The organism is Legionella qingyii, assembly GCF_003184185.1.
Window position 1 is genome coordinate 107,687 of record NZ_QHJG01000007.1, and the last position, 15,619, is coordinate 123,305.

Consider the following 15,619-nt stretch of genomic DNA (forward strand, 5'->3'; position numbering starts at 1 on the left):
CCTGAGCCCTTGTTACGTTGATGTATTATGCAACGGTGGGCAATGATACTCTTCGGTGATCTCATTTTCGGGATTGACTGCTTGCAAAACAATAGGAAATTTCCATAAAGAATAGAGATGTTTTAGTACGTCCGCGGTAGTTTTTCCTAAAGGCACTCTGTTTTGTTGGGTATACCTTAAGGTCATGGAGCGATCACCTTGTACGTCAACAGAGTAAATTTGAATATCGGGTTCCAGATAACCTAAATTATATTGTCGTGACAAGGCTTCTCTTATTCTCTGATACCCTGACTCATTATGAATTGCATTGACGTAAAGATCGGGACTGCGATCATCATCCACAATATGAAATAATTTTAAATCGCGAATCAATTTAGGTGATAGATATTGGGCAATAAAACTTTCGTCTTTGAAATGGCGCATTGCATTATCCAAATTGCTTAACCAATCGGTATTTGCCAAATAAGGAAACCATGCTTTATCCTCTTCGGTAGGATTTTCACAAATCCGCTTGATGTCTTGCATCATATGATATCCCAAAGTATAAGGATTAATGCCACTATAATAAGGGCTGTTATAAGACGGTTGCATAATGACGTTGGTATGGCTTTGCAAGATTTCCAACATAAATTCGTCTGTAACCAAACCTTCATCATAGAGTGCATGTAAAATGGTATAGTGCCAGAAGCAAGCCCATCCTTCATTCATGACCTTGGTTTGGCCTTGAGGATAAAAATATTGGGCCATCTTGCGTACAATACGCACGATTTCTCTCTGCCATGGTTCTAACAAGGGCGCATTTTTTTCGATGAAATACAAAATATTTTCTTGGGGTTCTTCGGGGAAGCGTTTTTTCTTGGCTTGTTCGGTGACTTGTCGGCTCTGAGGTATTGTTCGCCATAATTCATTAACTTGAGATTGCATATAGATTTCGCGATTTTGTTGGCGAATTTTTTCTTCCTGGATGGACAAAGGAGCAGGGTGTTTATACCGATCTACCCCATAGTTCATCAGGGCATGGCAGGCATCCAGGATGGCTTCCACTTCATTGATGCCATAACGTTGTTCGCATTCACTGATGTATTTTTTTGCAAATACTAAATAGTCAATAATGGCATCAGCAGAAGTCCACATTTTAAATAAATAATTGTTTTTAAAAAATGAGTTATGACCATAACAGGCATGAGCAATTACCAAAGCTTGCATAGCCATGGTATTTTCTTCCATCAGATAGGAAATACAAGGATTTGAATTAATGACCAATTCATAAGCCAACCCCATCTGTCCCCGTTTGTAACTTTTTTCAACGCTGACAAAATGTTTGCCATAAGACCAATGGTGATAACCTATAGGCATACCTACGGAAGCATAAGCATCCATCATTTGTTCTGCAGTAATAATTTCTATTTGATTGGGGTAGGTATCTAACTTAAAGTCTTTGGCTATGCGTGCAATTTCACGATCATAGTCTTGTATTAATTCAAAGGTCCATTCTGCCCCCGTGGATAATGGCTTCTTCTTCATGCAGTTTTCCTTTTAAATAGCTCATGAAATACCGGGTAGATGTCTGCTACCGTATCAATATTTTCCATAGCAAAATTAGGATAGCGCTCTTTTACCAGTTGATAGACTTCCCATAGACTTTGATGATGGCGTGGCATGATTTCAATGTAAGCAAAATATTGCAACAAAGGCATAATTTTATCTTGCAATAGCTCCTGACAATAGGGTGAATCGGCATTCCAATTATCTCCATCTGATGCTTGGGCTACATAAATATTCCATGCCTCGGGAGGATATCGCGCATCGATAACGGCACTCAGGAGTTCCAAGGCGCTGGAAACTACAGTACCCCCGGTTTCTCGAGAATAAAAGAATTCTTCTTCATTCACTTCCTTGGCAGAAGTATGGTGCCGGATAAATACTAATTCAATTTTTTCATAATTTTTGGTAAGGAACATATAAAGAAGGATAAAAAAGCGTTTTGCAATGTCTTTTTTCGCTTCGTCCATTGAACCGGATACATCCATAATACAAAACATGACTGCTTGAGTTGATGGTGAAGGGATTCGAACGCGAAAGTTATAGCGCAGATCAATGGTATCAATAAATGGCACGGTTTGTATTTTCTTCTTTAGATATTCAACTCTCTTTTGCAGATTTTTCAAAGCTTCGGTATCTGGAACTGGTTGTGCATGTAGTTGTTCGAGTTCTTCTTCAGCTTCTTTTAATTGTTTTTTATAAGGGGACGCCAAAGCAACTCGACGTCCAGTTGCTTGTTTCATCGAACGAAGAACATTAATATTGTTCGGGATACCGCTGGTTGTTACTCCAGCCCTTACTGTTTTAAAGGTGCTAATGCGCGCCAACTCTTTTTTAACTAAATCAGGTAATTCCAGATCTTCAAAGTACAGATCCAGGAATTCTTCCCGAGATAATTCAAAAACAAAATTATCTTCACCTTCGCCACTATCACTGGCTTCAGAACCATCACCACCACTACCAGAACTGCCATTGGGCCTTCTTATTCTATCGCCGGTTATAAAATTATCATTGCCTGGTAATACACGTTCTATGTGTCCACCTTGGCCTCGGTGAAACACTGGCTCAGAAATGTCTTTGGCTGGAATGGTGATTTGTTCGCCTTGATCAATTTCGGTAATACTTCGCTTGCCTACAGCATCAGAGACAGCACGTTTGATCTGATTTTTATAGCGGCGAAGAAAGCGTTGGCGATTAACCGTACTTTTTTTTCCCGCATTTTGTCGTCTATCAATTAATTGCGACATAATTTAGCCCCACATAAAATATTTCTGCACCTATTTGTAGTTTGGGCGGAGGCAAAAGCCTTAGCTCAAAGACACGTTGATTATAGGTCTTGAGCTACAGCGTCGCGTTTGCTCAAACTACAAAATATCCAGTATTAGCTTTCTCTCATAGGTGCGAGAGAACCGTTTTTATTATTGTGACTTACGTACTCGCAAATACCATTCGCAAAGCAAGCGTACTTGTTTGCGTGTATAACCTTTATCGATCATTCGAGAAATGAACTCTTCATGTTTTTTCTTGTCATCTTCAGATGCTTTAGCATTGAAAGAAATAACAGGTAACAAATCTTCCGTATTGGTGAACATTTTTTTCTCAATCACGGATCTTAATTTTTCATAACTGTTCCACACAGGATTTTTGCCACGATTATTAGCTCGAGCGCGTAAAACAAAATTCACCACTTCATTACGAAAATCTTTTGGATTTGATATCCCTGCGGGCTTTTCTATTTTTTCCAGTTCTTGGTTTAATAAAGCACGGTCAAAAATTTCACCGGTATCTGGATCTCGATAATCCTGGTCTTGAATCCAGAAATCAGCATAAGTTATGTAGCGGTCAAAAATATTTTGACCATACTCAGAATAGGATTCCAAGTAAGCGGTTTGAATTTCCTTGCCAATAAACTCAACATACTTGGGCGCCAAATATTCTTTAATAAAGGCCAAGTACGATTCTTGTACTTCTTGTGGAAATTGTTCTTGTTCAATCTGACGTTCCAGAACGTACATTAAGTGTACGGGGTTTGCGGCGACTTCACTATGATCAAAATTAAACACTTTGGAAAGAATTTTGAAAGCAAAGCGGGTTGATACGCCACTCATTCCTTCATCAACACCGGCGAAGTCACGATATTCCTGATATGATTTTGCTTTGGGGTCGGTGTCTTTTAAACTCTCACCATTGTACACCCGCATTTTGGAATAAATGCTGGAGTTTTGTGGCTCTTTTAAACGGGTTAAGACTGAAAATTGCGCCAGCATGTCCAAAGTACCCGGGGCGCATTGCGCATGAGTCAGAGAGCTGTTATCAATGAGTTTTTGATAAATTCTAGTTTCTTCAGAAACACGGAGGCAATAAGGCACTTTGACAATGTTGATACGGTCTATAAACGCTTCATTATTTTTATTGTTTCTAAATGATTGCCATTCTGATTCATTTGAATGCGCTAAAATAATTCCTTCAAATGGAATGGAAGATAATCCTTCAGTCGCATTGTAATTGCCTTCCTGAGTAGCAGTTAATAAGGGGTGTAGCACCTTGATTGGCGCTTTAAACATTTCAACAAACTCTAAAAGACCGCGGTTTGCTCGGCATAGGCCACCAGAATAACTGTATGCGTCTGGATCATCTTGAGAAAATTCTTCCAGTTTACGAATATCAACTTTACCAACTAATGAGGAAATATCCTGATTGTTTTCATCGCCTGGTTCTGTCTTGGCAACGGCAATCTGTTTTAAACGTGAAGGTCTGACTTTAACTACTCTAAATTTACTGATATCGCCATTATATTCATGTAATCGTTTGACCGCCCATGGTGACATTAAGTAACGCAAGTATCGGGACGGGATCCCGAAACGCTCTTGAAGTAACTCAGCATCTTCAACCGGATTAAATAAGGACAGAGGAGATTCAAAGACAGGCGAACCTTTGATGGCATAAAATGGTGTTTTTTCCATCAAGTCTTTTAATTTTTCAGCAATAGAAGATTTCCCCCCACCAACAGGTCCCAAGAGATAAAGTACTTGTTTGGTTTCTTCCAAGCCTTGGGCTGCATGCTTAAGAAAACCAACAATTTGCTCAATGGGCTCTTCCATGCCATAAAAATCTTGAAATACAGTATAACGAGGAATGATTTTATTGGAAAAAATTCTGGATAAAACAGGATCATGGCGCGTGTCGATCATCTCTGGTTCGCCTATAGCCATTAATAAGCGTTCTGCTGGATTGGCATAGGCAGACGGATCATTTTTACACAACTCCAGGTATTCCTCCAAACTCATCTCTTCTTCTTTGTTATCTACAAAGCGTTTGGTATAACCGGTTAAAAAGTCTTGAGTATTCATGTGCCATCCCCTTTTATCCTTAATATAAGGATATATAGTGTTACTTTACATTTATTGCATTTTACTGGTAAATGCAATAAATGAATTTTCAGCTAACTTCGTTCCATTTATAAAGATTGACCTAAGAAGTTACCCCTTTATAATCATTATAGGCTAAACTAGAAAAATTGTTATATAACTCAATAAACTTAATCGCATTTTGCATAGGATGTAATGATCATGCCTAACACAACCGTTTTTTTAAAAAACTACCAGCCCCCTTTTTTTACAGTGGAGACTGTGAATTTAAATTTTGACTTGTATGATGATCACGCATTGGTCCATAGTGAACTCAAATTAATCCGTCAACATAAAGGTCCTTTGCACTTATATGGAGATGAGTTGGAATTGATTAGCGTGCATATGAATGGCCAAAAGCTGGAACCATCGGCTTATACTGTGCGCGATGATGGGTTAATTATCGAAAATTGCCCTGATGAACTTATATTGAATATAGTAACGCGTATTTACCCGCAAAATAACACGCAATTATCCGGACTTTATCGCTCGAATCATCTATTTTGTACGCAATGCGAGGCAGAAGGTTTCCGACGCATCACTTATTTCCTTGACCGGCCGGATGTTTTAGCCACTTATACTACGCGTATCTCTGCAGATAAAAAGCAATATCCTATCCTATTATCCAATGGAAATTTGATCGAATCCGGTTCGACTATGGATGGACGTCATTGGGTGGTTTGGAATGATCCTTTTAAAAAACCATCGTATTTATTTGCTTTAGTTGCCGGGGATTTAGCTTGTGTTCACGATCAGTTTGTTACGTGTTCTGGTCGAACTATTGATTTGCGTATTTATGTTGAGCCAGGAAATGAAGATAAATGTGCTCATGCAATGGAGTCTTTGAAAAAATCTATGCGCTGGGATGAAGAAGTCTATGGTCGTGAATATGACCTTGATATTTTTATGATCGTAGCGGTTAGTGACTTCAATATGGGGGCGATGGAGAATAAGGGATTAAATATTTTTAACTCCAAATACATTCTTGCTCGCCCTGATACTGCAACGGATCAAGATTTTGCGGATGTCGAAGGTGTGGTTGCCCATGAATATTTTCATAATTGGACCGGTAATCGAGTTACTTGCCGTGACTGGTTTCAGTTAAGTTTGAAAGAAGGACTAACAGTTTTTCGGGATCAGGAATTCTCTCGGGATATGAACTCACGAGACGTGAATCGCATTATGGATGTCAGAATATTGCGAAGCGCTCAATTTCCAGAAGATGCAGGAGCAATGGCACACCCGGTGCGACCTGAGTCGTATCAGGAAATAAACAATTTTTATACTGCAACGGTTTACAATAAAGGTGCTGAAGTAATCCGCATGCAGCATACGCTGCTTGGCAAGGAAGGCTTTCGACGTGGCATGGATTTATATTTTAAACGTCATGATGGTCAGGCGGTCACTATTGATGATTTTGTTGCTGCAATGGAAGATGCCAATGATATTGATTTGACTCAATTTAAACGATGGTATAGCCAGGCAGGAACTCCGGAAGTAACAGTTACCAGTGAGTATGTGAAAGGGCAATTGACCTTAAAAATGAAACAAAGTTGTCCTGCAACTCCTGAATGCCATGATAAAAAACCATTCCATATCCCCATTCAAGTTGCCTTATTTGACTCTAATGGGCATCAAATGCCAGTTGAGCGGGACATTTTGGAGTTAAAGGATGTGGAGCAGAGTTTTACCTTTACTGGTTTGAGCGAAAAACCGGTCATTTCATTATTACGTGAGTTCTCGGCCCCTATTAAATTGAAACACGATTTGAGTCAGGACGAGTTGCTCTTTCTATTGCGACATGAGGTAGATGGCTATGCTAAATGGGATGCTGCCCAAAACCTCATTCTGAACTGTATTAAGGAATGCTTGCATGAACCATCGAGCAAATGGCAAATTCCGTCTGATTTAATTTCTGCTTTGCAACATGTATTGCTTGATGAGTCATTGGATGCCGATCTTCGTGCAGAATTATTAACTCCTCCAGGATTTGAGGATATTGCTACGCGATTAGAATGTGTGGATGTGAGTGCTGTAGAAAACGTCCGTGATTTTTTCCACCAACAATTAGGTTGGTATTTGTATGAAGCGGCCCAATCATTGTATCAAAAGTTGTGGGAAATTGAAGATCACCGTATGAATGGCCCTGCTTATGGACGTAGAAAATTACGCAATGTCTGCCTTTGGCTGATGATGAAAGCTAAGGAAGCTTCAACATTAGACATATGCCAACAGCAATTTATAGCTGCACAAACTATGACTGATCAAATTGCCAGTTTTTCATTATTAGTTAATTGCACGAATCAAGGGTTACGCGAACAAGCAATTGATGATTTTTATAAGCAATGGTCCAAAGATGATTTGGTTTTAGATAAGTGGTTTACTATTCAGGCGACTTGTGAGTTACCGGAAACTTTAACCCATGTAAAAGTGTTATTAAAACATCCTGCGTTTTGTATTAAGAACCCTAATAAAGTTCGAGCCTTGATTGGTGCATTTTGTATGGGAAATCCGCGTAATTTTCATGCCTTGGATGGAAGTGGCTATTCCTTCTTAGCTGAAATGTTAGTGACCCTGGACAAAATTAACCCACAAATTGCAGCACGGTTGGCTAATCCGTTTACTCGCTGGATGCGCTATGATAAAACCAGGCAGGCTTTGATGCGAAATCAATTAGAACAGTTGGATAAGTTGGAATTATCACGCGATTTGGCTGAAGTAGTTTCTAAAAGTTTGATGGTGAGTTAACGAGTTTTTTTTAGTCTGGGTTAGGCGAGGCCATAACCCAGGCTATAATGCGACTTTAGTATTTTCAGCGGGAATTGAGTTCAAATCATTACAAAAATTAGTAGGATTTAACGTGTAATACAGGCCTAAACCTACTTCACATAAAAAAATAAACAAAACAAGTGCACCAAACAAAACATAAAGAATTTGTTTATTTTTTCTCTTTTTTTCATGTATCTTATTGAGAATGGTTTCATTGCTGTGTAGCAAACGGTCGCTAATTATTTTTATGACTGACGCTACAATTGCACCATGGCACTGATGCTTTTCCAAAGCATGTAATTTGCTTATAGATGTTTGCAGTACAACGGTTGTCTCAATTGCAATTACAGTCAGGGCGCAGGTGCGGTTTTGTATAACTCTCATTTCATCAATTGTTTCCCCTGTGGTCAGAGTTCCTATCAATTCAGGAGTAGACGTTTTATTTTCTTTTTTATAAAGTCCGACAGTTCCAGAAACAATAATGAAAAAGTCATCATTTAGCTCTCCTTCTTTAAGCAAAATATGGCCTTTTCCAAAAGTAGACCTTGATGAGATCTCGATGAATGCTTGATAGTTTTCATCAGATAAATGATTTAATAGCGGACAGTTTTTTAAAATATGTTGTTCATTTTCGGAAAAGTCGCCCATTGAATTTTCCTTAACTCAACAAGAGTATCTTATTATGCTTCTTTGTTTTTCAGTATCATTGGGAGATATTGATAGACAAAAAAGCTCAGTTAATTTAATTATTTGTAGAGAGAAGAGGTTTTTTCAAGAAAAATCAATTTTTGAACTATTTTATTGGAAATACGGCTGGCTACTTGATAATTTGCCAGCTCAAAGTTGATTGATAAGCTTTTTGCTGTCAACGTATTGGCAATAAGGTAACAATTCACCAGAGTAGGAGCATATAATGAGTCAGCGTTTTGCAGTTATTGGTAATCCCATAGCGCATAGTTTATCTCCGATAATTCATCAGTATTTTGCCAAACAAGTGAAAGTGCAACTGACTTATGAAAAAATTAAGGCCGATGATTCAACTTTTGAGCAACAAGTATCTGATTTTTTTACTCTGGATGGCAAGGGGCTTAATGTTACTTTGCCATTCAAACAGAGAGCTTTTGCGATGGCACAACAATGTAGCTTACGCTGTACAAAAGCTGGAGCGGCGAATACATTGTGGATGGAAGCAAATCAATTGCATGCGGACAATACCGATGGTGTTGGATTTATTCGTGATTTGCATCGGTATATCGCTGTGGAAAACAAGAGGGTATTAATATTAGGAGCTGGAGGGGCTGCTCGTGGAATAGTTTATCCTATACTGGAACATCATCCTGCGGAGCTTGTCATCGCTAATCGAACTTTAGCTAAAGCGGAGGAGTTCCAGCGTGCTTTCCCGCAAACAAAATGTTTGAGTCTTCATGAGGTTGAAGGACCGTTTGAATTGGTGATTAATGCAACTTCTGCCAGTTTGGCAGGCGAGTTTGTAGCGTTACCTGCAGAATGTATGTCAGCAAAACCATTTTGTTATGATCTGTCTTATAAGCAAAATGATATTACGGCTTTTGTTCAATATGCACGAGGATTAGGTTGTGAGGCAGTGGATGGTTTAGGCATGTTGGTTGAACAAGCTGCTGAGTCCTTTTTTATCTGGCACGGAATTATGCCGGAAACTGAAGAGGTTCTGACATTATTACGTACATCAATGTAGCCTGCGAAGGTAAAGCCCTAACCCGGGTGTTGCAGAGCTGAACCCGAGTTAAACATTGTTTTATGGCGCGATTACTCAAAAAAAGCCATAACTTCTTTGGCGTTATTGATGGTGTCTTGAAAACCTAGCTCAAGCAATTCACGCGTGTAGTCTCGTTCAAAAAGAACAAAACTTAAAAGATCTCCAGAATGTTTTTTCTCTCCTAAAATATTGAGGAGGTAGCGGAGCAAAGTGGGTAGGGCTTTAAAATGTATTTGAGCTAAAGGAGCTAAGTCTTTGCTAGGACGTAAATGCAAAGTAGTAATGGGGCGCCATGGAGAGCGACGTTTTTTCCACATTGACAGCAACATCGCTATTTCATTCATTCGATTGACCATTTCAATATCACGATCAAGATTGTCTAAAAACAGAGCATTTAACATGTTCCCAAAAATATGAGAAAAAGGAATGTCATCATGATTACGTAACGTTTCCTGCTCAACAAATGTAGGTAGTGCTCGGGTTCCTACAATTAGAATTTTGTCGACTTCAAAACGAATAGATCCGCGAAGCGGCGCAGCCAGACCCACACTACCGTCACCATAATGAAAGCCATCAAGTAATACTGTTGGAAAAAATAAAGGCAGGGCACTGGATGCTAAGATATGCTCTGCCTGGAAACTAACACGCTTGCTGCCGTGTCGCGGGTAATTCCAGTCCATAAATTCAGGATTATTGTGCTCGTAAAAAGAAATAGTCTGGCGAGTTTCGTAGCAATTGCTGATTATTTCTAGAGTCTCGAGATAGCCCCCACTTATATTTTGTGCAATTTTATTAAAATCAAGGCCATCTGCTATCATTTCTCTAAGTGGCGTAGTATCAAGTAAATGAGCCGCTTGCCGTTGCTTAATCATCATTGTGCTCATGTTGCGCATTACTGATTTACTTAATGCAAGGTTACTGGCTTTATAGACTTGTTGGCAATGAATTTCACTCCAAATAGTCTCCAGCTTATCAAGCGCCGTGGGAAAGTCATCGGCATTTTCCGCAAGCACCGCTGCATTCATACTTCCCACACTTACGCCGCTGACCATTTCGAAAGGTAATGTTTTAACTTGTAATATGTGGCCAATTGCTTTTAAAACTCCGGCTTGATAAGCGCCTCGAGCACCACCACCTGCCAAGTAAAGGGCTTTTTTAGACATAATGATTTTTTTTATCGCATTGATTTGGTCTCTATGAAGAAATATAGTTGAGTTTATACTCGATTAGCAAGTTCTCGTTTATATTGGAAAAAAATTACTTTATTTTCGCGCATCTGTTTTTTTAGTCTATCGCTCATTGCAAAAAATTAAAAACTCCTTTAACTTAAAAACTTACCCTCTAAAGGAAGAAACTCATGGTGAATATACTTCGCGAGCAACCCCGTGCATTTCACATGATTTTTATGTTGGAATTATGGGAGCGGTTCGGGTTTTACACTGTTCAAGGGATTTTAACTTTATTTTTTATTCGTCATTTGGGGTATAGCGATACGATTTCTTATTATACATTTGGTGCTTATTCGGCTTTGGTTTACGGTATGGTGGTTATTGGTGGGTATTTAGGGGACAGAGTATTAGGCACCAAACGTACCATCGTTCTAGGGCTTATTGTTTTGGCAGCGGGGTATTTTTCTTTAGCTCTTACCGACAAGGAACATGTATTTTTTGCACTGGGATTAATTTGTGTAGGGAATGGTTTGTTTAAAGCAAATCCATCGAATTTACTTGCTAAGTGTTACGAAGCAAATGATCCGCGTTTGCATGGTGGTTTTACCTTGTATTATATGGCAATCAATTTGGGAAGTATGATTGCATTATTTGCTGGCCCAGCAATCTCAAGTCGCTATGGTTATTCTTATGCTTATATGATGAGCGCAATCGGTTTATTAATTGGCTTGGCAAATTATTGGCTTCAACATCAATTTGTTGCCCATATCAATACTGATGCGGACAAACGAATAATCTCGTTGTTCCAGTGGCTTATGATACTGATTGGGATAGTCTGTCTCACAGCGAGTTCTGCGTATTTATTACAGCATGTGATGCTTACAAAAAACTTGTTTTGGTTTATTACCATTACGGTAATTGTTTATTACCTCTTCATGATCCGTAAAGAAAGCAAAATTATCAAAATGCGTATGTTGGTTGCTTTGGCATTGATGCTGGAAGCTATCATTTTCTTTACTTTATATCAACAAATGCCAACATCTTTGAATTTATTTGCAGTACATAATGTAATCCCAGTTTTCTTTGGAATCACGATTGATGCACAAAGTTTCCAAGCGCTAAATCCTATTTGGATTGTATTGATGAGCCCTGTTTTGGCTTATTGTTATGACGTTCTTCATAAAAAAGGCGTAGAGTTTTCTATCCCTTATAAATTTTCTTTAGGGATGACGATGTGTGGGATAAGTTTTTTAATGCTCTTTTTTGCTCGCTATTTTTACACAGATCAGGGCATGGTTTCTTCCTGGTGGTTAATCATAAGCTATTTATTTCAAAGTATTGGCGAATTATTGGTATCGGCGCTTGGAGTGGCTATGGTTGCGGAATTAGTACCTCCCCAAATTGCCGGGTTTGTAATGGGAATGTGGTTTTTAACTTCCGCAATTGCTGGATTTATTGGTGCTACAGTTGCATCTTATACGGCACTCCCTGAACAAATTAAACCCGGGGTCGGATCTTTAATGATTTATACGCATGTATTTGCTTGTATTGGCATCGTCACGTTAATTATTGCGTTCTTCATGTGGTTAATGTCACCACGATTAAGTCGTTATATTTCAGGAAAAAAAACAGACTTGCAGCAAGAGACAAAAGAAGCAGAATACTCTGTATCTAAATGCTATATGTTTCAGTCCGGATTTGAACATCATTCAGATATCCCTTAATTAAAACACATAATTAAGGGAGATAGAGCTTTAAAAGAATGTATTTTATCTAAACCTTAGAGTCAGTTGACATTTCATTTAATTCCGCCCCTTTATGCGTAGGCTAATGAAGCAATTGTCAACCGAGCCTAGTCATTGAAGATGAGTCAAGCTAAATTCATAGCAGAATTTAGCTTGACTCAATTTGTTTTATCTCCAGTGACCACCATGCCAACCGCCACCATGCCAACCAGCTCCGTGCCAACCTCTATACCAACCACGGTTACCCCAATAGCCTAGGCCAGAATAATAGTAACGGCTTGGATAATAGCCTGAGTAATAAGAGTAGCTTGGATAATAGCTTGAATAATAATAGCCATTATTAGGATAAGCAGTAACATAACAACCGCTTAAAAGAAGTGTAGGAACAAACACTAATACTGCGATAATAAGCTTTTTCATAATCGCTTCCTTACTCAATGTTCGCACATTAATTATACTCCATGGTTGCAAATTGATCAAAACAAATCCTATTGCAGATTGTTAGTAATTTGTTTATTAATTAAGGCATTTTTTAAGATAACTTGGATAAACCATGTTCATATCGAGGGGTTCTATTGTACTATGCAGTGTAATTACGGAGTAACGTTGAAAGCTGTTATGAAAAAATGAATATCCAACTCAGTCTGCATTCTCAAAAATTAATAAAGAAATATTTATTAGAGTCTCACGTCCATTCACATGAGCTTAGCTCTATTACTACATCCGCTGATCTTGCGGCGTTGATATCTTGGTTAAATAAAGAGCAAAAATACCCCAGGAAATCAAAGAAGCAACAGCAAAAAATTGAGTTTATTCTTGTATCCTTACGGACTGCGTTGTTGCACGATTTATTCCTTTCGATGAAAGGGGATGACATTAAGCTACCCAAAGAGGAAGAACACAATACTCCGATAGACAAAATCAAATTCACATTACTCACTATCGCAGGTATTTTGGTCGCCGCATGTCAGGGGTTTGATGGTATTGTGACGATGCTAAGTATTTTTAATCTATCCTCCTCAATGATTCTTGCAGCTGGATTTGCATTTTCCTTCCTTTCTGTAATTGTTTTTTGTGGATTTGACTTGGTAAAAGTCTCGAAGGCTTTAGGGGTTAAACTGAGTGATGCTTATAAGTTATTAGATGCATACTTGTTGCAATTACAAATGATTAAATCCATTAGAAAAAAAATAAATGAATATAATCTTTCGGATTTGTCTCAAGATAATTTAAAACAGCTGGAATGTATTATTTCCATGTTGCAAAAGCGTTTTAGCTTGCTCACCGAGGCAAGTCAGCAATTTGGGATGGCACTCGAAAGTGAGAACATGAAAATGGCTAAAACGCTTATTTCCGGCGTGTCCGGAATTCTGTTTTTTGGTGGTGGTTTCTTTGCTGGCCAATCAGTAGCCCTCTTTATGTCAGGTCTTCTTGTAAATCCATTAACACCCGCATTTTGGCCTGTAATACTTTTTAGTGTCATAGTAGGGTTCGCGGCATTTAGCATTTATTGGTATGTTGAGCGTCCTGGATTGGACAAATTGGTAAGTAGTTGGTTTGGCCTCAATGAAGAGAATATACAGAAGTTATGTGATAAAAGTATGATAAAAAAAGAAATTCACAAATTAGAGAGTCTAAAAAGAAAAATAATTAGCGCGGCTCGATTAGCTAAAAGAGTGACTCAAGCAGAGCAGGCTGTTGATGCTCATGATGAACTGCTCATTGATGGCTCAGTTCATGAGCGGACTGTGATTGATATACGAACAAGTGGTAGTTATTATTCTTTTCTTAAACCTCAGGAACCTGCGGATTTATTACCGAAAATTTCTTTGGAGCAAGAACCTATAGACCAGTCGTGCTGTTTTATGTAATTTATATACTATATCGATAATCTTCAATGCGCATGATCCATGGTTTGCATTGAACGTTTAAAGTTAAATATTTAGGGTATCTTTTACAAACGGGATCGTTATTTTTCGCTGTGCTGCCAGAGAGGCATCATCCAATCGATTGAGTAAATTGTGCAGGTCATGCATATTTCGAGAGCATCTATTGAGAAGGAATTGACCTACACTTTCTGGTAAGTCGAATCCTCTTTTTAATGCATGCAGTTTTAAAGTATTAATTTTATCTTCGTCACTTAATTCCATCAATTGAATTACCAACCCCCAACTTAACCTAGAACGTAAGTCAGCAAGTTGGATGGGAATTGTGGTTGGTGATTGATTCCCGGAAATGATCAAAATACTTTTTTCCATATCTTTGATTTTATTATATAAATGGAATAACGCTTCCTCCCACTCGGGATCTTTGGCGATAACATCTATATCATCAATACAGATTAATTCTTGCTCTTCGACTCCTTCTATGGCTTGTGGACCCCATTCCTTGAGAAGAGTCAAAGGAAGATAGATTGCAGATTGAGAATCAATGGCTTGACAACACGCTTGTAATAAATGAGTTTTGCCACTACCCGAATTTCCCCAAAGGTAAAGCAATCGGTCTTCTTTCTGAGTGAGCATGTGCTGTAATTGCTGTTGCAGCAGTTTGTTACTTCCCCAATTGAAATCAACAAGGGTTGCTTCATCGTTTAATTTTATCGCTAATGCCAACTGCTTATTCATTATGATAGTTCTTTATTGGACCACGCTTTTCTGCCCCAGGTCCATATATAATCTATATAAGTAATCGCTGTAGTAAATGTCGTCAAAATGATCAGAACATTGAGCAGATAGGGCGAAAATTCAAAATAGGCTAATTCAAACAAACAGGAAGTAACTAGAATGAGCTGTAATGCAGTATTAATTTTACTGAGCAGTGTGGGTTGAAAATCCAGCTTGCGGCGAACAAATTGATACCAGGCAACTACTCCTAAGGAAATTGTTACATCTCTGAGGAAAACCAAAATGACGAGCCACCAGGGAAGTACACCAATTAAGGCCAAAGAGATGAAGCTGGAAGCAATTAATAATTTATCCGCCAGAGGGTCAACAAAAGATCCAAAAAAGCTTTGCCAGTTAAAACTACGAGCTAAAAAACCATCCAATCCATCACTCAATCCAGCAAATATAAATAAATAAAAAGCAATAACGTACTCGTGATTGTATAAATAAAATAGAAAAGGCGCGATTAATATGAGACGCAATAAAGTTAGAGCATTTGGTATGTGTTTTAGTATCATAGGGCCATACGATAATTTATTTACCCTTATTTGACCAGCACCTTTTAATATCAAGATTGGTTTTTGAAGGG

The 15,619-nt window shown here is 38.5% G+C and carries 12 protein-coding genes; 4 read left to right on the top strand and 8 right to left on the bottom strand.

Going from position 1 to position 15,619, the window contains the following annotated elements; genetic code table 11:
• Nucleotides 1-12: 12 nt before the first annotated feature.
• The 3 genes from DGG96_RS05780 to DGG96_RS05790 form a co-directional block, all read right to left on the bottom strand.
• On the bottom strand, nt 13-1,524 hold the full coding sequence (locus DGG96_RS05780) for a SpoVR family protein (RefSeq protein WP_110142008.1): 1,512 nt from the start codon (nt 1,522-1,524) through the stop codon (nt 13-15).
• Nucleotides 1,521-2,789 (bottom strand): YeaH/YhbH family protein, encoded by a 1,269-nt coding sequence (locus DGG96_RS05785; protein ID WP_110142009.1) that lies wholly within the window; start codon nt 2,787-2,789, stop codon nt 1,521-1,523. Before DGG96_RS05785 ends, DGG96_RS05780 begins: the two co-directional genes overlap by 4 nt.
• A gap of 171 nt (nt 2,790-2,960) precedes the next feature.
• Complete coding sequence (locus DGG96_RS05790) at nt 2,961-4,892, bottom strand: PrkA family serine protein kinase (RefSeq protein WP_110142010.1); 1,932 nt, start codon at nt 4,890-4,892, stop codon at nt 2,961-2,963.
• 219 nt (nt 4,893-5,111) lie between these two features.
• On the opposite strand from DGG96_RS05790, the gene pepN reads away from it, so the two are divergent.
• Nucleotides 5,112-7,697 carry an aminopeptidase N gene (pepN, locus tag DGG96_RS05795; RefSeq protein WP_165831583.1) on the top strand — a complete coding sequence of 862 codons (2,586 nt, stop codon included), beginning with the start codon at nt 5,112-5,114 and terminating at the stop codon, nt 7,695-7,697.
• A 42-nt stretch (nt 7,698-7,739) separates the two neighbouring features.
• On the opposite strand, the gene DGG96_RS05800 is transcribed toward pepN, so the two are convergent.
• A complete protein-coding gene (locus DGG96_RS05800) occupies nt 7,740-8,366 on the bottom strand; it encodes a Crp/Fnr family transcriptional regulator (protein WP_110142012.1) in 627 nt (208 codons plus the stop codon).
• Nucleotides 8,367-8,631: 265 nt separating this feature from the next.
• Between DGG96_RS05800 and aroE the strand changes: the two genes are divergently transcribed.
• The gene (gene aroE, locus DGG96_RS05805) at nt 8,632-9,432 is read left to right on the top strand and encodes a shikimate dehydrogenase (protein WP_110142013.1); all 801 of its coding nucleotides are present in this window, start codon (nt 8,632-8,634) and stop codon (nt 9,430-9,432) included.
• A 71-nt stretch (nt 9,433-9,503) separates the two neighbouring features.
• Here aroE and DGG96_RS05810 read toward each other — a convergent pair whose 3' ends face one another.
• Nucleotides 9,504-10,616 (bottom strand): patatin-like phospholipase family protein, encoded by a 1,113-nt coding sequence (locus DGG96_RS05810; protein WP_110142014.1) that lies wholly within the window; start codon nt 10,614-10,616, stop codon nt 9,504-9,506.
• A 194-nt stretch (nt 10,617-10,810) separates the two neighbouring features.
• On the opposite strand from DGG96_RS05810, the gene DGG96_RS05815 reads away from it, so the two are divergent.
• Nucleotides 10,811-12,346 (top strand): oligopeptide:H+ symporter, encoded by a 1,536-nt coding sequence (locus DGG96_RS05815; protein WP_110142015.1) that lies wholly within the window; start codon nt 10,811-10,813, stop codon nt 12,344-12,346.
• Between the two features lie 189 nt (nt 12,347-12,535).
• On the opposite strand, the gene DGG96_RS05820 is transcribed toward DGG96_RS05815, so the two are convergent.
• On the bottom strand, nt 12,536-12,787 hold the full coding sequence (locus DGG96_RS05820) for a hypothetical protein (RefSeq protein WP_110142016.1): 252 nt from the start codon (nt 12,785-12,787) through the stop codon (nt 12,536-12,538).
• Between the two features lie 206 nt (nt 12,788-12,993).
• Between DGG96_RS05820 and DGG96_RS05825 the strand changes: the two genes are divergently transcribed.
• Nucleotides 12,994-14,238, top strand: a complete 1,245-nt coding sequence (locus DGG96_RS05825; RefSeq protein WP_110142017.1) for a hypothetical protein — start codon at nt 12,994-12,996, stop codon at nt 14,236-14,238.
• A 63-nt stretch (nt 14,239-14,301) separates the two neighbouring features.
• On the opposite strand, the gene hda is transcribed toward DGG96_RS05825, so the two are convergent.
• On the bottom strand, nt 14,302-14,991 hold the full coding sequence (gene hda / locus DGG96_RS05830) for a DnaA regulatory inactivator Hda (protein ID WP_110142018.1): 690 nt from the start codon (nt 14,989-14,991) through the stop codon (nt 14,302-14,304).
• On the bottom strand, nt 14,991-15,548 hold the full coding sequence (locus DGG96_RS05835) for a CDP-alcohol phosphatidyltransferase family protein (RefSeq protein WP_110142019.1): 558 nt from the start codon (nt 15,546-15,548) through the stop codon (nt 14,991-14,993). Before DGG96_RS05835 ends, hda begins: the two co-directional genes overlap by 1 nt.
• Between the last annotated feature and the right edge of the window lie 71 nt (nt 15,549-15,619).